Genomic DNA, 23159 nt, shown 5'->3' with positions numbered 1-23159 from the left:
TCAGGCGAGCGGGCGGGCGCGGTGGGCGCCCGCCAGGGTCGCGGCGAGGACGGCCTCGATCGCGAACGCGGTCGCCTCCGCGAGGTCGACGGCGTCGGGGTCGAGGAGCCACTGGGTCTGGAGGCCGTCCATCGCGGCGATGATCGTCGACGCGGCGAGGTCGAGCGCGCGGTCGTCCGGCACGGCCGCCGTCTCGTCGCCTGCCGCCCGCCGTTCCTCGACGACCTCGCGGAGCGCACCGGCGACGTCGGCGCGCAGCCCGGCGAAGCGCGCGGTGACCCACGCGCGGGCGGGATGGTCGTCCGTGACGGCCTCGCCGGCGAGGACCGTGTAGGTCTGCACGATCCCGGGGCGCTCGGCGTTCGCGGCGGCGGTCGCGACGAGGTGCCGGAACAGGTCGAGCCCTCCCGGCATGTGCTGCCCCTCGAGGTGCGCGACGCCGTCGCGGTCGCGGGACGCGAGGACCTCGGTGAGCAGGCGCTCCTTGGACCCGAAGTGGTGCAGCACGCCGGCGTGCGTGATGCCCACCTGCTCGGCGACCTCGGCGAGCGACCCCTGGTGGTAGCCCCGCGACCCGAAGACGCGCATCGCCGCGCGCAGGATCTCCTCCCGCCGCTCGGCGGTCCCGGGGCGCGGGCGCCGGGGCCGCGGGCTCCGGGGGCGCGGGCTCCGGGAGGACGCGGAGTCGCTCGCGTCGGCGTCGCCGGGGGCGCTCGGCGCGGGGGAGGCGTCGGTCATGGCGTCACCCTACTGGCGGCCCGCGACGCCGTGCCCGGGCCCCTCGGCCCGGAAGGGCGGGCCGTGCCCCGGACCGGTCCGGGGCAGCGCCCGCAGCTCTTCCCGTCGTCTTCCCCGAATGCGCACACGCGTCCTCTACGGTGGTGGGATGCCTTCCGACCACGCCCCGACCCGGCCGCTGCCGACCAGCGGCGGGGCGGGTACGCGGCCGCTCCCGGCGACGCAGCCGATGCCGCCCACGCCCGGACCGACGGCCGCGCCGCCGCCCGCCGCAGCGCCCCCCGCCGGGACCCCGTACCCGCCCGTCCCGCAGGCCGCCGCGGGCGGTCCCTCCGCCCCGGCGCCGCGCCGGGCGCCGCACGCGCACGCCGTCCCGGGTCCCGACGGACCGAGCACCGGCTCGCGCGTGGTCGCGGCCGTCGTCGCGCTGCTCGCGGTCGCGGGGGCGTGGCTCGTGTGGCGGTTCTTCGTCGACACGTTCGCCGGGCAGATGCTCGAGCGGGCCGCGTTCGACGGTGCCGTGACCGGCCAGGGAGAGCTCTGGGCGGTCGCAGAGCCCGTGCTCGACACGGTCTCGGTCGCGTTCGTCGTCGGCGGCCTGGGTGCCGCGATGGGCATCGCGCTCCTGCGCCGCCGCTGGGGCCTCGCGGTGCAGGTCGCGTTCCTCGTCGTCGGCGCGAACGTCACGACACAGCTCGTCAAGCACTCCCTCCTCGGCCGCGAGGAGCTCATCGGCGGCTGGCACTGGGAGAACTCGCTGCCCAGCGGCCACACCACCGTCGCGGGGTCGGTCGCGGCCGCGCTCCTGCTCGTCGTGCCGCGCGGCGCCCGGGCGCTCGTCGCCGTCCTCGGCGGCGCGTACACCGCGGCCACCGGGGTCTCGACCCTGGTCGGCCAGTGGCACCGCCCGAGCGACGTCGTCGCCGCCGTCCTCGTCGTCCTCGCGTGGGCCGCCCTCGTGTGCGTCTTCACGCCGAGGTCGTCGCTCGACCCGGGCGCCGGGCCCACGCCCGGCTCCACCGTCACCGCGGTGCTCCTCCTGCTCGGCGCGGCCGCGGCGGGGGTCGCGGCGGCGCTCGCCCTGCGCGCGACGCCCGCGACCTGGGGCACGACGGCGGCCCAGGAGGTGACGGCCTACGCGGGCGGCGTCGCGGGCGTGCTGGCGGTGACGGCCGCGGCGTTCGCGGTGCTGCTCCTCGTCCGTCAGTCCACAGCCCGCCCCGACCGTCGTCCCGTTCGGGGGTAGGGTGCGTGCGGCTGGCGCGACGGGAGTAACGTCGTAGGCTGCCACGGCGGGCGACCGGACGGTCGTCCGGGTCGCCGGGGCCCCGGCGGGGCCCGCCGCCGTCGGGCAGGGAGCGCCCGCCACGGACACGTACGCACGGACGAAAGCAGGATCGGATGCCACGCAAGCTCGTGATCGTCGAGTCGCCCGCCAAGGCTCGCAAGATCCAGGGCTACCTCGGCGACGACTACGAGGTCGAGGCGAGCGTCGGGCACATCCGCGACCTGCCGCAGCCGTCCGAGCTGCCCGCGGACATGAAGAAGGGCCCGTACGGGAAGTTCGCGGTCGACGTCGACCACGGCTTCGACCCGTACTACGAGGTCTACGCGGACAAGAAGAAGAAGGTCGCCGAGCTCAAGCGCGCGCTCAAGGACGCCGACGAGCTCTACCTCGCGACCGACGAGGACCGCGAGGGCGAGGCCATCGCGTGGCACCTCCTCGAGGCGCTCAAGCCCAAGGTCCCGGTCAAGCGCATGGTCTTCCACGAGATCACGCGCGAGGCCATCCAGCGGGCGCTGCAGAACACGCGCGACCTCGACGAGCACCTCGTCGACGCGCAGGAGACCCGCCGCATCCTCGACCGCCTCTACGGCTACGAGGTCTCGCCCGTGCTGTGGCGCAAGATCGCCCAGGGGCTCTCGGCCGGTCGCGTGCAGTCGGTCGCGACGCGCCTCGTCGTCGAGCGCGAGCGCGAGCGGATGGCGTTCGTCCCCGCCGAGTACTGGGACGTCACGGGCACCTTCGAGCACGCCGACGCGTCGGCGCCGGACGCGGGCAAGGCCTTCGGCGCCCGGCTCGTGCAGCTCGGCGACGCGCGCGTCGCCTCGGGCCGCGACTTCGACGACCGGGGGCAGCTCAAGCCTGCGGCGGCGCGCGACGGCGTCGCGCACCTCGACGAGACGACGGCGCGCGCCGTCGTGACCGGCCTCGCGGACGCGGCGTTCGCGGTGCGCTCGCTCGAGACCAAGCCGTACACGCGCCGTCCCGCGGCGCCGTTCACGACGTCGACCCTCCAGCAGGAGGCGAGCCGCAAGCTGCGCATGTCGTCGCGCCAGGCCATGCGCACCGCGCAGTCGCTGTACGAGAACGGCTACATCACCTACATGCGTACGGACTCGCCGTCGCTGTCGGCGGAGGCCACGACGGCGGCCCGCCGCCAGGCGGCCGAGCTGTACGGCCCCGAGTTCGTCCCGGAGAAGCCGCGCGTCTACGCCGCGAAGAACCAGGGCGCGCAGGAGGCGCACGAGGCGATCCGCCCCGCGGGCGACTCGTTCCGCACGCCCGCGCAGGTCAAGCGCGAGCTGAGCGACGACCAGTTCAAGCTCTACGAGCTCGTGTGGAAGCGCACCGTCGCGTCGCAGATGGCGGACGCGAAGGGGTCGACGGCGTCCGTCCGCCTCGGCGCGAGCCTCTCGGTCGCCGCGGGCGACGTCGCTGGCCGCGACGCGGTGTTCGCCGCGTCGGGCACCGTCATCACGTTCCGCGGGTTCCTCGCCGCGTACGAGGAGAGCTCGGACGTCGACCGCTACGCCGAGGACGCGCCCGTCGTCGGGGCCAAGGGCGGCGACGAGGCGCGCCTGCCGCAGATGAGCGAGGGCGACGCCCTGCGCGCCGACGACCTCACCGCCGACGGCCACTCCACGTCCGCGCCGCCCCGGTACACCGAGGCCAGCCTCGTCAAGGCGCTCGAGGAGCTCGGGATCGGGCGGCCGTCGACGTACGCCTCGACGATCTCGACGATCCAGGACCGCGGGTACGTGCTCTCGCGCGGACAGGCGCTCGTACCGAGCTGGCTCGCGTTCGCCGTCGTACGGCTGCTCGAGGAGCACTTCGACCGGCTCGTCGACTACGACTTCACCGCGCGCATGGAGGCCGACCTCGACGAGATCGCCGCCGGGCGCCGCGACCGCGTCGCGTGGCTCACCGAGTTCTACTTCGGCGACGCCGCGAAGGGCGAGGACGCCGAGGGCCTGCGCGACCTCGTCGCGAACCTCGGCGACATCGACGCGCGCGGCATCAACTCGGTGCCGATCGGCGAGGGCATCCAGCTCCGCGTCGGGCGCTACGGGCCCTACGTGGAGGACCTCTCCGTCCCCGTCAAGGAGGGCGAGAACCCGCCGCGCGCGTCCGTGCCCGACGACGTCGCCCCCGACGAGCTGACGGTCGCCAAGGCGCGCGAGCTGCTCGCCGCGGGCGCCGACGACGGCAAGGTGCTCGGCACCGACCCGGTGTCCGGCAACGAGATCATCGCGAAGGCGGGCCGCTACGGCCCGTACGTCACCGAGGTGCTCGACCTCCCGCCGATCGACACGAGCCTCTCGGCCGCCGCGCAGAAGAAGGCGAAGGCCGCGCAGCCCAAGCCGCGCACGGCGTCGCTGCTCAAGACGCAGTCGCTCGACACGATCACGATCGACGACGCGCTGCGCCTGCTGTCGCTGCCGCGCGTCGTCGGGACGGACCCGGAGTCGGGCGAGGAGATCACGGCGCAGAACGGCCGCTACGGTCCCTACCTCAAGAAGGGCACCGACTCGCGGTCGCTGCCTGACGAGGAGTCGATGTTCACCGTCACCCTCGACGAGGCGCTCGAGCTGTACAAGCAGCCCAAGCGCGGGCGCGGCCAGCGTGCCGCGACGCCGCCGCTGCGCGAGCTCGGTGACGACCCGAACAGCGGCAAGCCGATCGTCGTCAAGGACGGCCGGTTCGGCGCGTACGTCACCGACGGCGAGACGAACCGCACCCTGCCCCGCGACGTCACGCCCGAGTCGATCACGCCCGAGCAGGCGATCGAGCTCCTCGCGGAGAAGCGCGCGCAGGGCCCGGCGAAGAAGCGCACCACGGCCCGCAAGCCGGCCGCGAAGAAGGCCCCGGCGAAGAAGACGGCCGCCAAGAAGTAGCCGCGGTCAGCCCTCACCCGTCGGCCGTCACCCGTCGGCCGACCAGGTGATCGTGGTACGTCCGGGCCGCCGGACGCGCCAGATCCACCTGGTCGAGGGGTCGGGACCGCCTGGTCGCCCATCCCGGGCCGGGCCCCTCCGGCGACGGCGGGGCCCGGCCCGGGGCGAACGGTCAGTGCGCGGTGTGCTTGACCGGCTCGGGGAGGCCGGCCTCGGCGCGGACGCGGCGGGAGAAGCCCTCGATGGAGCGCAGGGCGTCGACGAGCTCCGGCACGCGCACGGGGAACGGCATGGCGTGGATCGTCTCGCCCTCCGCGGTGGCCGCCTCCGCGACGCGCGTGAGGTCGTGCACGTCGTCGGCGGTCAGACCGATCTCGGTGAGCGTGTTCGGCAGGCCGACGCGCGTGGTGAAGCGCACGAACTCCTCGATCTCCTCGGTCGGCGCACCCTCCAGGACGAGCTGCGTCACGGAGCCGATGTTCACCTTCTGGCCGTGCGTGAGGCCGTGCGTCTGGGGTGCGGCGGTGAGGCCGTTGTGGATCGCGTGCGCCGCGGCGAGGCCGCCGGACTCGAAGCCCAGCCCGGACAGGAGCGTGTTCGCCTCGACGACCTTCTCGACCGCGGGCGTCACGAGGTGGTTCTGCACCGCGTCGATCGCGGGCAGCGCGTTCTCCCAGAGGATGTCCCACGAGAGCTGCGCGAGCGCCGTGCCCGTGACGAGAGGGAGGCCGCCGGCCATGGTCGACGCGTTCGCCTCGGCGACGGCGCGCGCCTCGATCCACGTCGCGAGCGCGTCGCCGACGCCGGCGACGAGGAACTTCACGGGCGCGTTCGCGACGAGGCCCGTGTCGACGAGCACGAGGTCCGGGTTGTGCGGGAAGAACCGGTACTCCTCGAACGCGCCGTCCTCGGTGTAGATGACGGACAGGGCGGAGCACGGGGCGTCGGTGGACGCGACGGTCGGCACGGACACCCAGCGGATGCCGCGCAGGTGGCCCGCGGCCTTCACCGCGTCGATGGTCGAGCCGCCGCCGATGCCGACGATCACGTCGGCGCCGAGCTCGTCGATCTCGCGCGCGAGCCGGTCGACCTCCGCGGCGGTGGCGTAGGTGCCGAACCCGGTGCGGTGGCGGGGGAGGTCCTGCTCCTGGAAGGACACGGCGACCGTGTCCTGGACGATGCCCCACACGACGTCGTCGGCGACGAGCAGCGGCTTCGTGCCGATCGGTCGGACGAACTCGCCGAGCCGCGTGAGCGCACCGCGGGCCTGGACGTAGCGCAGCGGGCTGATGAGCGTGCGGACGGGAACCTCGGACATCGTGGCCTCCTGTGGAGTCGGTGGGTCGCCGTCGGGCGCGCCGCAGCCGTGCGAGGCCGGTGCCCGCCGGCCATCCCCACCGTGTCACGCGTCCCCGGGGACCACCACCGGGACGCCGGGTCGCGTGACCTAGGTCCCCTCCCGGCTCAGCGGACGAGCACCGTGATCGTCCCGAGCACCACCGTCACGGCGGGCAGGAGCAGCACGCCCCAGCGCCCCGTGCGGTCGGTGCGGGCGTGCGGCGCGTCGTCGAGCGGGTCGACGACGGGGTCGCCCGAGCCCTGCTCGCGCAGGCCCCAGACGGTCCCCACGACGAGCGCGACGGCGGCCGCGACCAGGACCGGGACCGCAGGGAGGCTCGCGACCGGGGCGCGCAGCGTGACCGCGACGGCCACGAGGGCAGCCGTCACGACCATGTTCCCGAGGACGGTCAGCACGGGGTGGGCGAGCGCGGCGCGCAGCACGCGGTCGCCGGCGCGCCACAGCCCGACGAAGCCCGCGAGCGCGGCGACGAGGACGAGCAGCATCCCGACCGGGACCACGAGGGCGCCGCCGTCGAGCGCGGGCCGCAGCGACCACAGCACGCCGAGCATCCCGACCGTCTGCACGGCGGAGGCGGCGACCGTCCGCCCGATCGAGGAGCTCGACTGCGCGGGGTCCTCGGGCAGGTCGAGCGAGCGCGCGTACGCCACAGGGTCGCCGAACGCCTCCTGCGCGGCCTCGCCGGAGTCGACGACGTGCGCGTCCACCTCGGCGAGCACCGCGCCGATGCGCGCTCCGGCGACGCCCTGGAGCCGCAGCTCCAGCAGGAGCGCCTCGGCCCAGCGCGGGTCGACGTGCGGCGCGTGACGGCGCTCGATCGTGTAGCGGGTCGTGTCGCTCATCGGGGAGTCCTTGTCGGGGTGGGGTCTGGAGGGGGTGCGTCGGCCGGGATCGCGCCCGGCTCGTGGATCGGTGCGGTTCCCGGGTCGGGGTCCGGGCGCGCGCCGGCATGCGGGTCGAGGCCCGCGGCCGGGCGCGGACGGTCCGGCGAGGGCGCGCCGGACGCGCCCGCGACGAGGGTGGTCGCCGCCGTCGTCACGGCGTCCCAGCGGGAGGTCGCGTCGGCGAGCGCGACGCGACCCTGGTCCGTGACGGCGTAGTACCGACGGCTCGGCCCCCGCTCGCCCTGGTGCCAGGAGGTCGTGACGAGGCCGTCGTCCTCCAGCCGCTGCAGCAGCGGGTAGAGCGTGCCGCCCTTCACGGTGCCGAGGCCCGCGTCGGTGAGCGACCGCGTGATCGCGTAGCCGTAGGTGGGGCCGTGGGTCGCGACGACCGCGAGCACGCACAGCGGCAGCACGCCGCGCAGGAGCTCCCGGTCGAGCCGCTCGTCGAACCTCATGGCTAGACAGTACGACTATCTAGTTAGGGCGGCAACCTAGTGATCGGTGGGCCGGCGTCCTGCGATTCGCATGAGTGCTGTTATAACAGTGCTATGACTTCTCTGGACCCGACCACGGTCCCTGGCCGGTGGGACTCCCTGCACGCCGTGCTCCGACGCCTCGACGACGAGATCGAGACCGTCTACGCGGACCGGGGGATCGTGGGGGTGCGCCCGCGGTTCGTCTACCCGCTCATCCGGCTCGCGCACACCGGCCCCCTGACCATCCGGGAGCTCGCCGCCTCGCTCGGCCGCACGCACTCGGCGATGAGTCAGACGGTCACCGCGATGCGGCGCGAGGGCCTCGTCGAGACCGCGCCGGGCGCGGACGCCCGCACGCGCCGCGTCGCGCTCACGGCGCGGTCGCGCGAGCTCGTCCCGCTCCTCGAGGCGGAGTGGCGGGCGACCGAGGAGTCCGTCGCCGAGATCGACGACGAGCTGCCGCACGCCCTGAGCGCGGTCGTCGTCGAGCTGGAGCGCGTGCTCGCCCGTCGGTCGCTGCGCGAGCGGCTCGTCGAGCGCCTCGACGCGGCCGGCCACCCGGCGCCGCGGGAGCGCTGAGGTGCGCCACCACGTCCTCGACCTGCGGCCGCTGCGCGCGAGCCGCGCGTACCGCGACCTGTGGGCCGGGTCCGCAGTGGGCGGCCTCGGGTTCCAGATCGCGAACGTCGCGGTGCTGCTCCAGGTCTGGGAGCTCACCCGCAGCCCGCTGTGGACGGGCACGATCGGCCTGGCCACGGCGGTCCCGCTCCTCACGCTCGGCCTGGTGGGCGGGCACCTCGCCGACGTCCACGACCGCCGCACCCTCATGCGCCTCGCCGCGGTCGGGCAGGTGCTCGCCGCGGCCGGTCTCGCCGCGCAGGCGCTCGCGGGGAACCGGTCGGTGTGGCTCCTGCTCGGGCTCGTCGCCGCCGGCGCGGCGTGCAACGCGCTCGGCTCGCCGGCGCGCCGGACGGTGCCGCCCCGGCTGCTGCCGCCCGACCAGGTCGCCGCGGGTCTCGCGCTGCAGAACCTCGCGTTCCAGGTGGCCATGCTGGTCGGGCCCGCGCTCGCCGGCCTGGTCCTGGCGCGCTGGGATCTGCCCGCGGCGTACGGCCTCCAGGCGGTGGCCGCCGTCGTCGCGCTGCTCGGGCTCGTCCGCCTCCCGCCCCTGCCCCCGCTCCCCGTCGGTCCCTCGGCCACGACGGGCCCGGCCGCCGCGCCGCCCGGGCCCGCGCCGCGCCGTCGGGCGGCCGCGGGCGGGTGGTCGATCGTGTGGCGCAAGCCGACGCTGCGCGGCGCGTTCGCGACGGACGTCGCGGCGACCGTGCTCGCCATGCCGATCTCGCTGTTCCCGCTCGTCAACGAGATCCGGTTCGACGGCGACCCCCGCACCCTCGGCCTGTTCCTCTCGGCGGTCGCGGTGGGAGGGATCGGCGCCGGACTGCTCTCCGGGGCCGTGACGCGGGCGACGCGCTCGGGCGCGCTGCAGCTCGCCGCGGCGGCGACGTGGGGCGTCGCGCTCGCCGGGTTCGGGCTCGCGGGGCCGCTGTGGCTCGCCCTCGCGTGCCTGGCGGTCGCCGGTGCGGCGGACACGGTGTCGGTCGTGACGCGCGGCGCGCTGGTGCAGCTCGAGACGCCCGACGAGTTCCGGGGCCGCGTGTCCTCGGTCGAGCACGTGGTGGGCGTCGCCGGCCCGGAGGTCGGGAACTTCCGCGGGGGAGTGCTCGCGTCGCTGACGTCCGCGCCCGTCGCGCTGGTGGCGGGCGGGCTGGTGGCGAGCGCCGTCGTCGGGCTCGTCGCGTGGCGCAACGCCCCGCTGCGCCGCTACCGCACCCCGGCACCGGACCCCCTCCCCGTCCCGTGAGCGCCGGAGCTCGTCGCGCCCGGGCGTTCGGACGCGACGAGCTCCTGCACTCAGGGGGAGGCGGTCAGTCCACGGTCACCGCGTCGAGGACCGGGAGGCGGGCGGCGCGGATCGCGGGCCAGACGCTCGCGACGAGCCCGATGACGACGGCGACGCCGAGGATCGCGAGCACCTGGCCCCACGGCACGGCGAGCGTGCTCAGCCCCTCGTCGGCGAGCACGCCCGGGAGGGCGGCGCCGATGCCGATGCCCGTCGCGACGCCGAGCACCGTGCCGTAGACGGCGGTGAGCACCGACTCGATCGCGATGACCCCCGCGAGCTGGAGGCGTCCCAGCCCGACGGCGCGCAACAGCCCGATCTCGCGCGTGCGCTCGATGATCGACAGCGCGAGCGTGTTGACGATGCCGAGCAGCGCGATGACGATCGACAGCGCGAGCAGGGCGTAGAGGATGACGAGCACCTGGTTCACCTGGTCGGCGAACGCGGACGCGGTCTGCTCCCGATCCAGCACCGTGACGACGAGGAACGGCTCGACCGCCGACGTCAGGGCGATGCGCAGCTCCTCGACGTCGGCGGGGCTCGCGCCGTCGGCCGCGGACACGTAGACGATCCGCACGCTCGCCTGGGCGGCCGGCACGACGGCGTCGAACACGTCGTCGCGCACGAGGACGCCGGTCCCCACGAGCTGGCTGTCGATCACCGCGCCCACGCGCGCCTCCACGGCGGCGTCGCCCTCGCCGAGCCGCAGCGTGTCGCCCACCTCCCAGCCGCGCTCGCGCGCGGTGCGCCGGTGCACGACGACGTCCCCGTCCTCGAGCGTCGCCGTCGGGTCCCCGGCGAGCGTCACGGGTTCGAGCGCGGTGTCGAAGAACCCGGCGGGCACGCCCGCGACGTCGGTCCCGCGCGCGCCGTCGTCCGTGCCGTCGGCCGCGCTGCCGTCCGTGCCGGAGCCGCCGCCGACCGTGGCGACCGACGCCGACCCCAGCCGCACCGTGTCCACGACCGCGGCGCCCGGCGTCGCGGTCACGGCCTCGACCGCGCCCTCGGGCACGACGAGCGTCGCGGAGTCGACCACGAGGTCGGCTCGCACCTCGTTCTCGACGATGCTCCGCACGGACGCCTGGGTCGAGGCGGCGATGACGCCCGTGACCGACACGAGCGCCATGCCGATGAGCAGGGCTCCCGCGGTGCTCGCGGTGCGGCGGGGGTTGCGCGTGACGTTGCCGCGCGCGAGGCGGCCGAGCGGGCGCAGCGCCACGACGAGCGGCCACGCGAGGACCGCGAGCACGCCGCGCGCGACGGCCGGCGACCCGACGAGCACCCCCACGAGCACGAGCCCGGCCCCGACGCCGAGGAGCAGCCGGGGGCTCAGGTCGTCGACCCAGGCCCAGCCGGTCGGCGCGTCCACGACGGAGGACCCCAGGTACGCCGCGAGCCACAGCACGCCGGCGCCCGCCGCGACGACGACCACCCCGCCCACCGCCCGCAGCCCGGTGCCACGGTCGGGCGCGACGTCGTCGCGCATCGCCTGCACGGGCGGGATCGCGGCGGCCCGCCGCGCGGGCAGCACGGCAGCGAGGACGCTGACGACCGCCCCGAGCGCGACGGCGGCCACGACCTGCGAGGTCCCGAGCGGGACCCGGCCGGAGAACTCGAAGCCCGCGAGCGCGAGCCCCCACCGGATGACCCGCACCAGGCCGGCCCCCGCGAGCACGCCGAACCCGCCACCCACGAGCCCGACGACGAGCGCCTGGACGAGGACCGACGCGAACACCTGGCCCGGCGACGCGCCGAGCGCGCGCAGGAGCGCGAGCTCGCGCAGGCGCTCGCGCACCGACATCGCGAACGTGTTGGCGATGATGAACGCGCCGACGAACAGCGCGATGGCGGCGAACACCAGCAGGAAGGTCTCGACGAAGCCGAGCACCTCCTCGACCGCCTCGCTCGCCTCGGCGCGCGCCTGCTCGCCCGTGACGGCCTCCGCGCCGGACGGCAGGACCGACGCGACGCGGTCGGCGAGCGCGTCCTCGTCCACCCGTCCGCTCGCGTCCGCCCAGACCGCGATCTGGGGCACCAGCCCGTCGGGCGCGTAGACCTCGCGCGCGGTGTCGCCGTCGATCCCGACGAGGACCGCACCCGCGGCGGCAGCCTCGATGCCGAACACGCCGGACACGGTCACGGGGCGTGGCTCCCCGCCCAGCACGACCGTGGTCTCGTCGCCCGTGGCGAGGTCCGCGGTCTCGGCCGCGCTCTGCTCCAGCACGATCTCGCCCGCGCCGGGCCACGCGCCGTCGAGCAGCGTGAGGCTCGGGTCCTCCGGGTCGACGGAGAACGCCGTGCTCGGCGGGCCGGTGGTCACGACGGCGGTGCCGTCGGCCGCGACGAGCACGACGGGGCCGGACACGTCCGCCACGGCCCGCTCGACGCCGTCGACCCCCTCGACCTCCGTCGTGAGGTCCGCCGGGACGAGCGTGCGGTCGCCCGCGAACCCGCCCCCGCCGGCGGCGCCGCCGCCACCGGGCCCGGACGCGTCGCTCTCGACCTCCTGCGCGCCACGCACGTAGACGTCGGCCGTGAGCGTCGTCGCGATGATGTCGTCGAAGGTGGAGGAGAGCATGCCGCGGAACGCGAACGTGCCCACGACGAAGGCGACGCCGAGCGTCACGGCGAGCACCGACAGGACGAACCGCACGACGTGCGCGCGCACGCCCCGCAGCGCGACGCGGATCATGCGCCGGCGTCCGCGGCGAGCGCGAGCGCGTCGAGGATGTCCTGCTGCGTGGGGTCGTGCAGCTCGCCCGCGAGGCGACCGTCCGCGAGGAAGACGACGCGGTGCGCGTACGACGCCGCGCGCGGGTCGTGCGTGACCATGACGACCGTCTGGTCGAGCTCGTCGACGGAGCGGCGCAGGAACGTGAGCACCTCGCCCGCGGAGCGCGAGTCGAGGTTGCCGGTCGGCTCGTCGGCGAACACGATCGAGGGCCGCGACACGAGCGCCCGCGCGCACGCGACGCGCTGCTGCTGCCCGCCGGACAGCTCGGATGGGCGGTGGTGCAGGCGGTCGGTGAGCCCGACGGCGGTCGTCACCTCGTCGAACCAGTCGCGGTCCACGCGGGTGCGCGCGATGTCGAGGGGCAGCGTGATGTTCTCCGCGGCCGTGAGCGTCGGGACGAGGTTGTACGCCTGGAAGACGAACCCGACGCGCGTGCGGCGCAGCGCCGTGAGCCGCCGCTGCGACATGCGGCTGATCTCCTGCCCGTCGATCACGACGCTGCCGGACGTCGGGGAGTCCAGGCCGGCGAGGCAGTGCATGAGCGTCGACTTGCCGGAGCCGGACGGCCCCATGATCGCCGTGAGGCGGCCGCGCGCGAAGTCGACGTCGACGCCGTCGAGCGCGCGGACGGCCGTCGGGCCGGAGCCGTAGACCTTGACGAGGTCGCGCGCGCTCGCCCGTGCCTCGGGCTCGGGTCCGGCGTCGGTCGGCGTGCCGGTCCGGGGCGCGGGGGTCGTCATGCCCCCCATCGTGACGTGCCGCGCGGCGGCGCGCACCACCCGCGCGGGGGAGGGCTGCTCGCGGGCCCGGCGCGCGGCCTGTGGACGAGCGGCGGCGGCGCCCGCGCGGGGCGATAGCGTGGGCCGCATGAGCACCGTCGCCCCGCCGCCCGCCGCGCACCCCGACGAGACCCCGGCCGCCTCCGGCGTCCACCCGTTCCCCGACCTGTCCGCCGAGGTGACGGGCACGGTCCCCGACCCGCGCAGCGCCCCTCCGATCCGCTGGGGCATCCTCGGCGCGGGCGGCATCGCGTCGTCGTTCGCGGAGGCGGTGCGCCTGCACACGCAGGGTCGCGTCGCCTCGGTGGGCTCGCGCGACCGCGTGCGCGCCGAGCGCTTCGCGACCGCGCACGGCGTCCCCACGACGCACCACGGCTACGACGAGCTCGTCGAGGACCCGCAGGTGGACGTCGTGTACGTCGCGACGCCGCACTCGCACCACCACGAGCACGCCCTGCTCGCGATCCGCGCGGGCAAGCACGTCCTCGTCGAGAAGGCGTTCACGCGCAACGAGGCCGAGGCGGTCGAGGTGCTCGACGCCGCGCGCGAGGCGGGGGTGTTCGTCATGGAGGCCATGTGGACGCGGTTCCTGCCGCACGTCGCCGCGTTGCGCGGCGTGATCGCGCGCGGCGAGATCGGCGACGTCGTGAACCTCAGCGCCGACCACGGCCAGTGGTTCCCGTTCGACCCCGAGCACCGGCTCTACGCGCCGGAGCTGGCGGGCGGCGCGCTGCTCGACCTGGGCGTCTACCCGGTGTCGTTCGCGCACGACCTGCTGGGCGCGCCGTCGACCGTGACGGCCGTCGGTGCGCTCACGGAGACGGGCGTCGACGGGCAGGCGAGCATCGTGCTCGGCTACGGCGACACGCAGGCGACGCTCTCGACCACGCTGTGGTCGCGCACCGCGAACACAGCGGTGATCTCGGGCACGGCGGGCCGCATCGAGGTCGAGGGCACGTTCTACGCGCCGACGTCGTTCCGGGTCGTCCGGCACGACGGCGCGTCCTGGTTCTACGACGGCTTCTCCGGCGAGGGCAAGCAGTACCAGGCGGCCGAGGTCGCGCGCCGCGTCGCCGCGGGCGAGACGCAGAGCCCGCGCATGTCGTGGGACTCGACGCTCGAGGTCATGCGCACGCTCGACGAGGTGCGCCGCCAGGTCGGGGTCGTCTACCCCGGGGAGTGACGCCCGCGGGCGGGCGTCGCGTCAGTCGGTGTGCTCGACGACGTAGCTGCGGCCGTCGGGGCCGGTGACCCGCTCGAAGCGGGTGCGCAGCTCCTGGTCGCGCTCGCGCTCGGCGTCGGACACGCCGCGGCCGTCGGCCTCCTGCCGCCCCAGCTGGGCCGGGCCGAAGATCGGCAGGAAGCCCTCGGTGATGCGCATGCCGAGCGTGCGCTTGTCGTTCTTGCGCGCCACGGTGTCCTCCGCTGGTGTCGCGTCGCCGGCCCGGGGGCCGGTGGCTGGTGCTCGTCCGCTGATGGTTGGTGCACCAATGATTGGCGTACCAAGAATAGCGCGATCCTCGGTAGCATGGCGCCATGACGAGCGAGGAGAACGGCGGGGCGTCAGCACCGGGCGCGGCGACGCTGTTCGCGGACCCGCTCGCGCTCGAGGCGCAGGTGTGCTTCGCGCTCTCGGCGGGCGCGCGCGGCATGGTCGCCCTGTACCGACCGCTGCTCGAGCCCCTGGGCATCACCCACCCGCAGTACCTCGTGCTGCTCGCGCTGTGGCAGGACGACGCGGCGGGCACGACGTCGACCGTCGGCGACCTCGCCGCGCGGCTGCACCTCGACGCGGGGACGCTCTCGCCGCTCCTCAAGCGGCTCGAGAGCCTCGGCTACGTGCGCCGGTCCCGATCGCCCGACGACGGCCGCCAGGTCCGCGTGACGCTCACGCCCGAGGGGCGCGCGCGGCGTCGTGACGCGGAGCGCATCCCGCCCGCCATCGTCGCCGCCACGGGCCTCACCCTCGACGAGCTGGCGGAGATCCACGCCGCCGCGTCGAAGGTCGTCGCGGCCGCCCAACGCGCAGGGGTCTACTGACCGACGGCAGCCCGCCGAGCATGCGGTTCTGGCCCGTCCGGGGACGAGGACGGGAGACGACCCCATGGTCGGCGCGTGGTCAGGCGTCCGTGACCCGGATGCCGTCCGGGCCTGCGGCGAAGCGCACCCACGCCAGGCCCGCCGCCAGCGCGTCGGGTGCAGGGGACGCGGACGCGAGCTCGTCGGCCGTGTGCGTGCCCGTCACGACGAGCACCGCGCACCCCGCGGCGCGGGCGGACGCGACCCCGGCGGGGGCGTCCTCGACGACGAGGCACCGCGCCGGGTCCACGCCCAGGCGCTCCGCGCCGAGGAGGAACGGGTCCGGGTCGGGCTTGCCGTGGGCGACGTCGTCCGCGGTGACGACCACCGACGGCGCGACGAGGCCCGACGCGGCCATGCGCGCCGCCGCGAGGGGGCGCGTGCACGACGTGACGATCGCCTGCCGCTCCGGGGGCAGGGCGGCGAGCGCGTCGCGCGTCCCCGGCAGGATCGTCACGCCCTCGTTGTCCTCGAGCTCCAGCTCGTGGATGCGGTCGTAGGCGGGCTCGACCTGGTCGGCCGGCAGGAGCGTCGCGATGAGCGTGCGCGCGGGGGTGCCGTGCTGGATCTGGAAGTCCTCGGCGTCGGGCAGCCCGTGCTCCGCAGCCCAGCGACGCCAGTTCCGGTCCACCGCCGGGACCGAGTCGATGAGGGTGCCGTCCATGTCGAACAGCACGGCGTCGAACGTCCGCCCGGCGAACGCGACGCCGGGGGTGGGCAGAGGAGCGGGCGCAGGGTCCGTCGCGGGGGCGGTCACGGGATCGGGCATGGCCCGAGGCTATCCCGCGCGTCCGGCGCCCGCGGTTGTCCCGCACGTCCGGCGGCCGGGGGACCGGCCCGTGTCCGACGTCGCGACTAGGGTGGTCGCCGTGAGCGCACCCGGGTACTTCATCTCCTTCGAGGGCGGCGACGGCGTCGGCAAGTCGACGCAGGCGCGCCTGCTCGGGCAGTGGCTCGGCGAGCTCACGGGGCGCGAGGTCGTGCTGACGCGCGAGCCGGGCGGCACGGAGCTCGGCAAGGAGCTGCGTGCCGCGGTGCTCCACGGGCAGGACATGGACCCCCGCACGGAGGCGCTCCTCTACGCCGCGGACCGCGCGCACCACGTCGCGAGCCTCGTGCGCCCCGCGCTCGAGCGCGGTGCGATCGTCGTCACGGACCGCTACCTCGACTCGTCGGTCGCGTACCAGGCGGGCGGGCGCGAGCTCGGCGCCGACGAGGTCGAGCTCATCTCGCGCTGGGCCGTGCAGGACCTCCTCCCGGACGTGACGATCCTGCTCGACCTCGATCCCGCGGTCGCCGCCGGGCGCATCCGCCGCCAGCACGACCGCCTCGAGCGCGCGGGCGCGGAGTTCCACCGCCGCACGCGCGAGGCGTTCCTCACGCGCGCGGCGTCGGACCCGGACCGCTGGGTCGTGCTCGACGCCGCGGGCTCGGTCGACGACCTCCAGGCGCAGATCCGGGTCGACGTCGCCGCGCGGCTCGAGCTCACGCCCGTCGTCGAGGAGGCCGAGGACACGGTCGCCGCGCTGCCCGACGACGGCTTCGACGACACGGACAGCGCGATCGGCTACGCGCCGGGCACGGACCTCCTGCCGGGCGCCCCGGCGCGGCCTGCCGGGGACGCGCGCGCATGAGCGTCTGGGACGACGTCGTCGGACAGGAGCAGGCCGTCGCGACGCTCCGTGCCGCGGCCACCGACCCGGCCGCGATGACCCACGCGTGGCTGCTCACCGGCCCGCCCGGGTCCGGACGCTCGAACGCCGCGCGCGCGTTCGCGGCCGCGCTCCAGTGCGAGGAGGGCGGCTGCGGGCGCTGCCAGGCGTGCCGCACGACGCTCGCCGGGACGCACCCGGACGTGACGCTCGTCGCGACCGAGCTCGTGACCATCAAGATCGACGACGTGCGCGACCTGGTGACGGTCGCGAGCCGCAGCCCGTCGCAGGGCCGGCGCCGGGTCATCGTCGTCGAGGACGCCGACCGCATGGCGGAGCGCACCACGAACGTCCTCCTCAAGGCGATCGAGGAGCCCGCCCCGCACACGGTGTGGATCCTCTGCGCCCCGAGCCCGCAGGACGTGCTCGTGACGATCCGCTCGCGGTGCCGCGGGGTCGTGCTGCGGGTGCCGCCGGTCGAGGCCGTCGCGGGCCTGCTCGTGCAGCGCGACGGCGTCGACGAGCACGTCGCCCTCGTCGCGGCGCGCGCGGCTCAGAGCCACATCGGTCTCGCCCGGCGCCTCGCGCGGGACGCGGGGGCGCGCGAGCGCCGCACGTCCGTGCTGTCGCTCGCCCGGCGGGTCCGCGGGGTGGGCGACGCCGTGCTCGCGGCGGGGGAGCTCGTGGACCTCGCGCAGGCCGAGGCGAAGGCGGCGACGGAGGAGCGCGACGCCGCGGAGAAGGCCGAGCTCCTGCGTGCGCTCGGCGTCGCGGACGGCGAGACGCTCCCGCCGCGGCTGCGCTCCCAGCTCCGCGACCTCGAGGCCGACCAGAAGCGGCGCGCGACGCGCCACCAGCGCGACGTGCTCGACCGCGCGATGGTGGACCTGCTCTCCCTGTACCGCGACGTGCTCGTGGTGCAGCTCGGGGCGCAGGTCGAGCTCGTCAACACCGAGCTCGCCGAGACGGTCGCTGCGCTCGCGCAGGACTCGACGCCCGAGCAGACGGTGCGGCGCATGGACGCGATCGGCGTCGCGCGCGAGCGGCTCGAGGGCAACGTCGCGCCGCTGCTCGCCGTGGAGGCGATGGTCGTCGCGCTGCGCCCCCAGGGCTGACGGCCGCTAGCTCGACGGCGCCGCCGCGCGGAGCTTCTCCAGGAGCGGCCCGGCCGCGGTCTCGAGGAACTCGCGCTGCCCGACCTCGCCCACCTGGACGAGCGCGAGGTCGGTGAACCCCGCCTCCCACCACGCGGACGCCGCCTCGACGACCGCGTCCACGTCGGGACCGCACGGGATGGACGCGGCCACGTCCTCGGGCCGCACGAACGCCGTCGCCGCCTCGAACGCCTCGGTCGTCGGCAGGTCCGCGTTGACGCGCCAGCCGCCGCCGAACCACCGGAACTGCTCGTGCGCGCGCGCCACGGCGGTCTCCTCGTCCGGGTCCCAGCAGATCGGCATCTGCCCGACGACGCGCGAGGGCGCGAGCTCGGCGCGCTCGCGGACCGAGGACCACCGCTGCACGACGCCGGCTTCGGGCTCGGTCGTGACGAGGTGGTCGGCCAGCGGCGCGAACCGCTCGATCGACTGCGGCCCGGAGACGGCCACGCCGATCTCGACGGTCTCGTCGGGCAGGTCCCAGAGCTTGGCGGAGTCGACGCGATAGTGGACGCCGTCGAACGTGAGGCGCTCGCCGTCGAGCAGCGAGCGGATGATCTCCACCGCCTCCTCGAGCATGTCGTGCCGCTCGCCGACGGCGGGCCAGCGCTCGCCCGCCACGTGCTCGTTGAGGTTCTCCCCGGCGCCGAGCCCGAGGGTGAAGCGGTCGTCGGACAGGAGCGCCACGGTCGCGGCCTTCTGCGCCACGACCGCGGGGTGGTAGCGCAGGAGGGGGCACGTCACGTACGTCATGAGGCCGACGCGCTCGGTCGCCTGGGCGACCGCCCCGAGCACGGACCACGCGTACGGGGCGTGGCCCTGGGCGTCGAGCCAGGGGAAGTAGTGGTCGCTCATCACCTCGAAGTCGAAGCCGACGCGCTCCGCGTCGACCGCGTGCTCCACGAGCGCACGAGGGCCGGACTGCTCGGTCATGAGGGTGTAGCCGAAGCGGGTCATGTCTCGATCGTCGGACGGGCCGGGCGCACCCGCACGCGGGTACGCCCGGCCCGGGGGAGGGAGGGACGGTCAGGCGAGCGCCTTCGCCTTGAGCTGCGCGAACTCCTCGGGGGTGATGGCGCCCGAGTCGAGGAGCGACTTGGCGTGGGAGATCTGCTCGGCCGGCGACGTCGTCGCGACCTGGCGGATGTAGGCGTCCGTGTCGTGCTTCGCCTGGACGACGGCCGCGGCCTGCCGCTCCGCCATGCCGCGCCCGCGCGCGATGAGGTAGACGAGCGACGTCAGCACGGGCAGGAAGATGAGGAAGATGATCCAGACCGCCTTCCACCACCCGGAGAGCTCCCGGTCACGGAACAGGTCCGCGATGATCTGGAAGAGCACGATGAGGTACGCGATGAAGAAGAAGCTCCACACGAGGAGCCAGAAGAAGTCCCAGAAGTCCACGGTCACGCCCTTTCTCGACGGGTCCCGCGACGCGACGGCCTGCTGCCCCGCGCCATCAGGGCGAACGTAGCGACGTCGCGACGATCGCGCCCGGCGAGACGCGCGGGGCCCGGCTCACGGAGTCCCGGACGGCGCCTCGGGCGGTGGCCCCGTCGGCGCGCCCGGCCCGTCCGACGGCGCACCCGACGGCTTGTCCGACGGCGCGCCCGACGGTGGGGTCGGGACCCGCCGCGCGCGGACCACGTCGCCCACGATGACCGCCAGCAGGACGCCGTCCGTCATCCAGTTGAGCGCGAGCGGCGAGAGCCACGCGTGGACGGCGAAGAGCACGCCGACGGCGACCGCGCCCAGCACGTGCGGGAGCGACCAGCGCCCGCCCGTCGCGCGCCGGAACAGCGCGTTCCCCACGAGGTACGTCGCCGCCGCCCCGCACACGAGGCCGGCGGTCCAGGCGTCGGCGTGACCGCCGTCGTGCCCGAGCGGGTGCAGGAGCACGAGCTCGTCGGCGACGGCGGTGAGCACGATCCCGGCGACGATGACGAACGGGACGTACGTGTACGCCGTCTGGGCGACCATCCCGCGCTCGGCGCGCGACGTGAAGTACTCGGTGGCGCGCCGCTCGGACCGGTCGAAGAACAGCAGCCACATGAGCACGGTGCTCGCGAACGCGGAGCAGAACGCGGAGACGGTCGTGAGGTCGAGGGGGAGTTCGGCGAACGCGGCGCCCGTGACGATGATCGACTCGCCCAGGCAGATGATGACGAACAGGCTGACTCGCTCGGCCATGTGCTCCCCGCGCACCACCCACGTGCTCGCGCGCGACGCCCCGATCCCGGGGAGCCAGAACATCGCGCGCGGCCCGGCGACGTCGATCGCGGCCGCGAGCGCCCACAGCAGCAGGCGGTGCTCCTCGACGAGGCCGCCCGCGACCCAGAGCACGCCCGACGCCGCGAGCCACGTCGTGATGCGGACGAAGTTCACCGCGTTCTCGGGCCAGACGCGGCCCATCGCGACCATCGTGAAGAGGCTGCGCCCCACCTGCATCGCGACGAGCATGACGGCGAACAGCAGGCCCTTGTCGCCGAACGCCTCCGGGATCGCGCTCGCGAGGACGAGGCCCAGCAGCATGAGCACCACGAGCAGGCCCCGCACCGGCAGGCGCTCGGGGTCGAGCCAGTTCGTCACCCACATCGTGTCGACCCACACCCACCAGACGGCGACGCCGAGCAGGAGCGTGTGCCCGAGCGCCTCGACGCCGGGGTGCGCGATGAGCCCGTGCGAGAGCTGGGTGACCGCGAACACGAACACCAGGTCGAAGAACAGCTCCACGTACCCGACGCGGCTCGAGTCGCCGCCGTCGCCGTGCCGCAGGAGGTCGGTGCGCAGGCCCCAGCGCAGCGAGGGCCGCTCGGTGCCGCGGGTCGGGTGCGGTGCGTCCATGCGGGGATGCTCCCACCCCGGGTCACCGTCGGGTCACGATCCCGCGGCGCGTCGGCGGTTCGGCGCGCGCGAGGTCCCGGCGCGGACCACGATGGTCGCGCACCCGTCGTCGACCGAGGAGTCCCCATGGTCCCCGCCCGTCGTCCCGCCGCCCGGACCGCGCGCCTCACCGTGGCGCTCGCGCTCACGGCCACGGTCGCCCTGCTCGGGGCGTGCGCGTCCGGAACCGACGGGGGCGGTGACGGCACGAGCGCCACCGAGGAGACCACGGAGCCCGACGGCGACCCCTCGTCGGACCCCTCCACGGAGCCGACCGACGACGCCACCGACGACCAGCAGGGCCTGCCCGACGCCGCGACGATGGACGTCGTCGCGGGCGCGCACGGCAAGGGCCTGCCGCCCGGCGCGGACGCGCCGACCGAGGGCGGCACCGGCGCCGCGTGGAGCGCCGAGCCGGGCCTGCTGCTCGTCGTGACGTTCGGGTCCAGCTCGTGCCCGCTGCTCGCCGAGGACGACGCCGCGGTCGAGGGGAGCGACGTCGTCGTGTCGTTCGTCGACATCCCCGCCGACACCGCGTGCACCATGGACTACGTCCCCGCGACGTCCGTCGTCGCGGTGCCCGACGACGTGGACACGAGCGCCGACGTGAGCGTCGTGCTCGGGGACCGCGGGACCGTCGTCGTGCCGCCGCCGGCCGAGGGCGCGGCCGGCGAGTTCGCCTGGACCGCGGGGTGACGACCCGCGCGGTGAAGAGCGCGTGAAAGGACGGGCCGCCGCCGGTGGGCCGTCTCCCGCGCGACGGGCGAGCGGCTACCGTGTCCGGGTGACGACGTCCCCCTCCTCCCGCCCCGCTCGCCGCGCCCTGGCCTGCGCCGCGACCCTCGTGCTGGCCCTCGTCGCGGGCGCGTGCTCGGCGCCCCCGAAGCAGCAGACCCCGGTCGAGGACGTCCCGACCGCGTCGTCGACCGGCACGGGCGAGACGGGACCGGAGGGCTTCGAGGAGTTCTACGGGCAGTCCCTCGCGTGGGAGGAGTGCGGGGCCGGCTGGGAGTGCACGACGGCGCGCGCCCCCCTCTCCTGGCAGGACCCGGCGGCGGGCGAGATCGAGCTCGCGGTCAAGCGCCAGCCGGCGACCGGCGAACGCATCGGCTCGCTCCTCACGAACCCCGGCGGGCCCGGCGCGTCGGGCGTCGACTTCGTCGCGTCGCTCGCGCCGACCGTCGGCGAGAGCGTCACCGCGGCCTACGACCTCGTGGGCTTCGACCCCCGCGGCGTCGGGCAGTCGTCGCCCGTCGTGTGCCTCGACGACGCCGCCAAGGACGAGTCCCTGTCGCGCGACTTCGACACGGACGAGGCGGGGCTCGAGGCGCTCGCGGAGGACCGTCGCGCGTGGGCCGACGCGTGCGCCGAGAACACGGGCGAGCTGCTCGGCCAGGTCGACACCCAGAGCGCCGCGCGCGACATGGACATGCTGCGCGCCGTCCTCGGCGACGAGAAGCTCGCGTACCTCGGCTACTCCTACGGCACGCAGCTCGGGGCCACGTACGCCGGGCTGTTCCCGGACAAGGTCGGCCGCATGGTGCTGGACGGGGCGATCGACACCTCGCTCGACCCGGACGAGATCTCCGAGCAGCAGGCCGTCGGCTTCGAGAACGCCCTGCGCGCGTACGTCGAGGACTGCCAGGCCGGCGGCAAGTGCCCCCTGAAGGGCGACACGGACGCGGGGATGCGCCAGATCCGCTCGCTCCTCGACGCCGCGAAGGCGAACCCGCTCCCGACGGACTCGGGTCGCAGCGTCACGCAGACCCTCGGCTTCTACGGCGTCGCCGTCACGCTGTACAACGACCAGAGCTGGCCCGTGCTCACGCAGGCGCTCACCGAGGCGTTCGAGGAGGGCACCGGCAACGGCCTGCTCTACCTCGCCGACTTCTACAACGACCGGAACGCCGACGGCACGTACTCGTCGAACTCGTCCGAGGCGTTCCGGGCCGTGAACTGTCTCGACGGGCGCCAGGACGACGACCCGGCCGCGATGCAGGCCCAGCTCGAGCGGCTCGAGGAGGAGGCCCCGACGATGGGCTACTTCTTCGCGTTCGGCGGGCTCACGTGCGAGGGCTGGGCGTACCCCGTCGTCGACCAGGAGTTCGACCTCGCCGCGGAGGGCGCCGCACCGATCCTCGTCATCGGCACGACCAACGACCCGGCCACCCCGTACGTGTGGGCCGAGGGCCTCGCCGACACGCTCGACTCCGCCGTCCTGGTCACCTGGGAGGGCGAGGGGCACACCGCGTACGGGCGCGCGAACGACTGCCTGAGCGACGCCGTGGACGCCTACCTCGTGGACGGGACCGTCCCCGAGGACGGACTCCGCTGCTGAGCC

The 23159-nt window shown here is 75.3% G+C and carries 21 protein-coding genes; 10 read left to right on the top strand and 11 right to left on the bottom strand.

Annotated elements, in window-relative coordinates:
• Positions 1-738 carry a TetR/AcrR family transcriptional regulator gene (locus B9L22_RS02895; protein WP_086149138.1) on the bottom strand — a complete coding sequence of 246 codons (738 nt, stop codon included), beginning with the start codon at positions 736-738 and terminating at the stop codon, positions 1-3.
• Between the two features lie 148 nt (positions 739-886).
• Between B9L22_RS02895 and B9L22_RS02890 the strand changes: the two genes are divergently transcribed.
• Together B9L22_RS02890 and topA are read left to right on the top strand one after the other, a co-directional pair.
• The gene (locus B9L22_RS02890) at positions 887-1984 is read left to right on the top strand and encodes a phosphatase PAP2 family protein (RefSeq protein ID WP_233139641.1); all 1098 of its coding nucleotides are present in this window, start codon (positions 887-889) and stop codon (positions 1982-1984) included.
• Positions 1985-2139: 155 nt separating this feature from the next.
• The gene (topA, locus tag B9L22_RS02885) at positions 2140-4917 is read left to right on the top strand and encodes a type I DNA topoisomerase (protein ID WP_086149136.1); all 2778 of its coding nucleotides are present in this window, start codon (positions 2140-2142) and stop codon (positions 4915-4917) included.
• Positions 4918-5089: 172 nt separating this feature from the next.
• Here the strand turns inward: topA and B9L22_RS02880 are convergent, their stop codons facing one another.
• From B9L22_RS02880 to B9L22_RS20720, 3 genes are all read right to left on the bottom strand, one after another.
• Positions 5090-6235 (bottom strand): glycerol dehydrogenase, encoded by a 1146-nt coding sequence (locus tag B9L22_RS02880; protein ID WP_086149135.1) that lies wholly within the window; start codon positions 6233-6235, stop codon positions 5090-5092.
• Between the two features lie 146 nt (positions 6236-6381).
• Entirely contained in the window at positions 6382-7119 is a 738-nt protein-coding gene (locus B9L22_RS02875) for a hypothetical protein (RefSeq protein ID WP_086149134.1), read from the bottom strand.
• A complete protein-coding gene (locus tag B9L22_RS20720) occupies positions 7116-7616 on the bottom strand; it encodes a PadR family transcriptional regulator (RefSeq protein WP_086149133.1) in 501 nt (166 codons plus the stop codon). Before B9L22_RS20720 ends, B9L22_RS02875 begins: the two co-directional genes overlap by 4 nt.
• A 93-nt stretch (positions 7617-7709) precedes the next feature.
• Between B9L22_RS20720 and B9L22_RS02865 the strand changes: the two genes are divergently transcribed.
• Positions 7710-8216, top strand: a complete 507-nt coding sequence (locus B9L22_RS02865) for a MarR family winged helix-turn-helix transcriptional regulator (RefSeq protein WP_086149132.1) — start codon at positions 7710-7712, stop codon at positions 8214-8216.
• A 1-nt stretch (position 8217) separates the two neighbouring features.
• Positions 8218-9501, top strand: a complete 1284-nt coding sequence (locus B9L22_RS02860) for an MFS transporter (protein ID WP_086149131.1) — start codon at positions 8218-8220, stop codon at positions 9499-9501.
• 64 nt (positions 9502-9565) lie between these two features.
• On the opposite strand, the gene B9L22_RS02855 is transcribed toward B9L22_RS02860, so the two are convergent.
• On the bottom strand, positions 9566-12232 hold the full coding sequence (locus B9L22_RS02855) for an ABC transporter permease (protein WP_086149130.1): 2667 nt from the start codon (positions 12230-12232) through the stop codon (positions 9566-9568).
• Positions 12229-13014 (bottom strand): ABC transporter ATP-binding protein, encoded by a 786-nt coding sequence (locus B9L22_RS02850; protein WP_144681809.1) that lies wholly within the window; start codon positions 13012-13014, stop codon positions 12229-12231. Before B9L22_RS02850 ends, B9L22_RS02855 begins: the two co-directional genes overlap by 4 nt.
• A 127-nt stretch (positions 13015-13141) precedes the next feature.
• Here B9L22_RS02850 and B9L22_RS02845 point away from each other — a divergent pair, with 127 nt between their 5' ends.
• Positions 13142-14236, top strand: a complete 1095-nt coding sequence (locus B9L22_RS02845; protein WP_086149634.1) for a Gfo/Idh/MocA family protein — start codon at positions 13142-13144, stop codon at positions 14234-14236.
• A gap of 21 nt (positions 14237-14257) precedes the next feature.
• Here B9L22_RS02845 and B9L22_RS02840 read toward each other — a convergent pair whose 3' ends face one another.
• The gene (locus B9L22_RS02840; protein WP_021482922.1) at positions 14258-14467 is read right to left on the bottom strand and encodes a hypothetical protein; all 210 of its coding nucleotides are present in this window, start codon (positions 14465-14467) and stop codon (positions 14258-14260) included.
• Positions 14468-14589: 122 nt separating this feature from the next.
• Here B9L22_RS02840 and B9L22_RS02835 point away from each other — a divergent pair, with 122 nt between their 5' ends.
• Positions 14590-15093 (top strand): MarR family winged helix-turn-helix transcriptional regulator, encoded by a 504-nt coding sequence (locus tag B9L22_RS02835; RefSeq protein ID WP_051876361.1) that lies wholly within the window; start codon positions 14590-14592, stop codon positions 15091-15093.
• Between the two features lie 79 nt (positions 15094-15172).
• Here the strand turns inward: B9L22_RS02835 and B9L22_RS02830 are convergent, their stop codons facing one another.
• Positions 15173-15901, bottom strand: a complete 729-nt coding sequence (locus B9L22_RS02830; RefSeq protein ID WP_086149129.1) for an HAD-IA family hydrolase — start codon at positions 15899-15901, stop codon at positions 15173-15175.
• Between the two features lie 100 nt (positions 15902-16001).
• On the opposite strand from B9L22_RS02830, the gene tmk reads away from it, so the two are divergent.
• Together tmk and B9L22_RS02820 are read left to right on the top strand one after the other, a co-directional pair.
• Entirely contained in the window at positions 16002-16766 is a 765-nt protein-coding gene (tmk, locus tag B9L22_RS02825; protein WP_233139635.1) for a dTMP kinase, read from the top strand.
• Positions 16763-17899, top strand: a complete 1137-nt coding sequence (locus B9L22_RS02820; RefSeq protein ID WP_086149127.1) for a DNA polymerase III subunit delta' — start codon at positions 16763-16765, stop codon at positions 17897-17899. The genes tmk and B9L22_RS02820 overlap by 4 nt, the downstream gene beginning before the upstream one ends.
• A 6-nt stretch (positions 17900-17905) precedes the next feature.
• Here the strand turns inward: B9L22_RS02820 and B9L22_RS02815 are convergent, their stop codons facing one another.
• The 3 genes from B9L22_RS02815 to B9L22_RS02805 form a co-directional block, all read right to left on the bottom strand.
• Positions 17906-18895: a TIGR03557 family F420-dependent LLM class oxidoreductase gene (locus B9L22_RS02815; RefSeq protein WP_086149126.1), complete on the bottom strand. Its 990-nt coding sequence runs from the start codon at positions 18893-18895 to the stop codon at positions 17906-17908.
• A 69-nt stretch (positions 18896-18964) separates the two neighbouring features.
• Entirely contained in the window at positions 18965-19345 is a 381-nt protein-coding gene (locus B9L22_RS02810) for an SHOCT domain-containing protein (protein WP_051027601.1), read from the bottom strand.
• Between the two features lie 108 nt (positions 19346-19453).
• Positions 19454-20779: a low temperature requirement protein A gene (locus tag B9L22_RS02805; RefSeq protein WP_086149125.1), complete on the bottom strand. Its 1326-nt coding sequence runs from the start codon at positions 20777-20779 to the stop codon at positions 19454-19456.
• A gap of 126 nt (positions 20780-20905) precedes the next feature.
• Between B9L22_RS02805 and B9L22_RS02800 the strand changes: the two genes are divergently transcribed.
• Both B9L22_RS02800 and B9L22_RS02795 read left to right on the top strand, forming a co-directional pair.
• The gene (locus B9L22_RS02800) at positions 20906-21514 is read left to right on the top strand and encodes a hypothetical protein (protein WP_086149124.1); all 609 of its coding nucleotides are present in this window, start codon (positions 20906-20908) and stop codon (positions 21512-21514) included.
• Positions 21515-21602: 88 nt separating this feature from the next.
• Positions 21603-23156: an alpha/beta hydrolase gene (locus tag B9L22_RS02795; protein WP_086149123.1), complete on the top strand. Its 1554-nt coding sequence runs from the start codon at positions 21603-21605 to the stop codon at positions 23154-23156.
• Positions 23157-23159 lie beyond the last annotated feature (3 nt).

The sequence above is a fragment of the Cellulosimicrobium sp. KWT-B genome, from assembly GCF_002127155.1.
GTDB lineage: Bacteria > Actinomycetota > Actinomycetes > Actinomycetales > Cellulomonadaceae > Cellulosimicrobium > Cellulosimicrobium funkei.
Note: the sequence above shows the minus strand (reverse complement) of the source record. Positions and strands in the feature narration are given on the sequence as shown.

Excerpts from the sequence above, each read along its gene's own strand:
- B9L22_RS02830 (WP_086149129.1), bottom strand. The coding sequence starts at position 15,901 with ATGCCCGATCCCGTGACCGCCCCCGCGACGGACCCTGCGCCCGCTCCT.
- B9L22_RS02845 (WP_086149634.1), top strand. The coding sequence starts at position 13,142 with ATGAGCACCGTCGCCCCGCCGCCCGCCGCGCACCCCGACGAGACCCCG.
- B9L22_RS02890 (WP_233139641.1), top strand. The coding sequence starts at position 887 with ATGCCTTCCGACCACGCCCCGACCCGGCCGCTGCCGACCAGCGGCGGG.
- B9L22_RS02865 (WP_086149132.1), top strand. The coding sequence starts at position 7,710 with ATGACTTCTCTGGACCCGACCACGGTCCCTGGCCGGTGGGACTCCCTG.
- topA (WP_086149136.1), top strand. The coding sequence starts at position 2,140 with ATGCCACGCAAGCTCGTGATCGTCGAGTCGCCCGCCAAGGCTCGCAAG.
- B9L22_RS02820 (WP_086149127.1), top strand. The coding sequence starts at position 16,763 with ATGAGCGTCTGGGACGACGTCGTCGGACAGGAGCAGGCCGTCGCGACG.
- B9L22_RS02855 (WP_086149130.1), bottom strand. The coding sequence starts at position 12,232 with ATGATCCGCGTCGCGCTGCGGGGCGTGCGCGCGCACGTCGTGCGGTTC.
- B9L22_RS02895 (WP_086149138.1), bottom strand. The coding sequence starts at position 738 with ATGACCGACGCCTCCCCCGCGCCGAGCGCCCCCGGCGACGCCGACGCG.
- B9L22_RS02805 (WP_086149125.1), bottom strand. The coding sequence starts at position 20,779 with ATGGACGCACCGCACCCGACCCGCGGCACCGAGCGGCCCTCGCTGCGC.
- B9L22_RS02850 (WP_144681809.1), bottom strand. The coding sequence starts at position 13,014 with ATGACGACCCCCGCGCCCCGGACCGGCACGCCGACCGACGCCGGACCC.
- B9L22_RS02800 (WP_086149124.1), top strand. The coding sequence starts at position 20,906 with ATGGTCCCCGCCCGTCGTCCCGCCGCCCGGACCGCGCGCCTCACCGTG.
- B9L22_RS02875 (WP_086149134.1), bottom strand. The coding sequence starts at position 7,119 with ATGAGCGACACGACCCGCTACACGATCGAGCGCCGTCACGCGCCGCAC.
- B9L22_RS02815 (WP_086149126.1), bottom strand. The coding sequence starts at position 18,895 with ATGACCCGCTTCGGCTACACCCTCATGACCGAGCAGTCCGGCCCTCGT.
- B9L22_RS02880 (WP_086149135.1), bottom strand. The coding sequence starts at position 6,235 with ATGTCCGAGGTTCCCGTCCGCACGCTCATCAGCCCGCTGCGCTACGTC.
- B9L22_RS20720 (WP_086149133.1), bottom strand. The coding sequence starts at position 7,616 with ATGAGGTTCGACGAGCGGCTCGACCGGGAGCTCCTGCGCGGCGTGCTG.
- B9L22_RS02835 (WP_051876361.1), top strand. The coding sequence starts at position 14,590 with ATGACGAGCGAGGAGAACGGCGGGGCGTCAGCACCGGGCGCGGCGACG.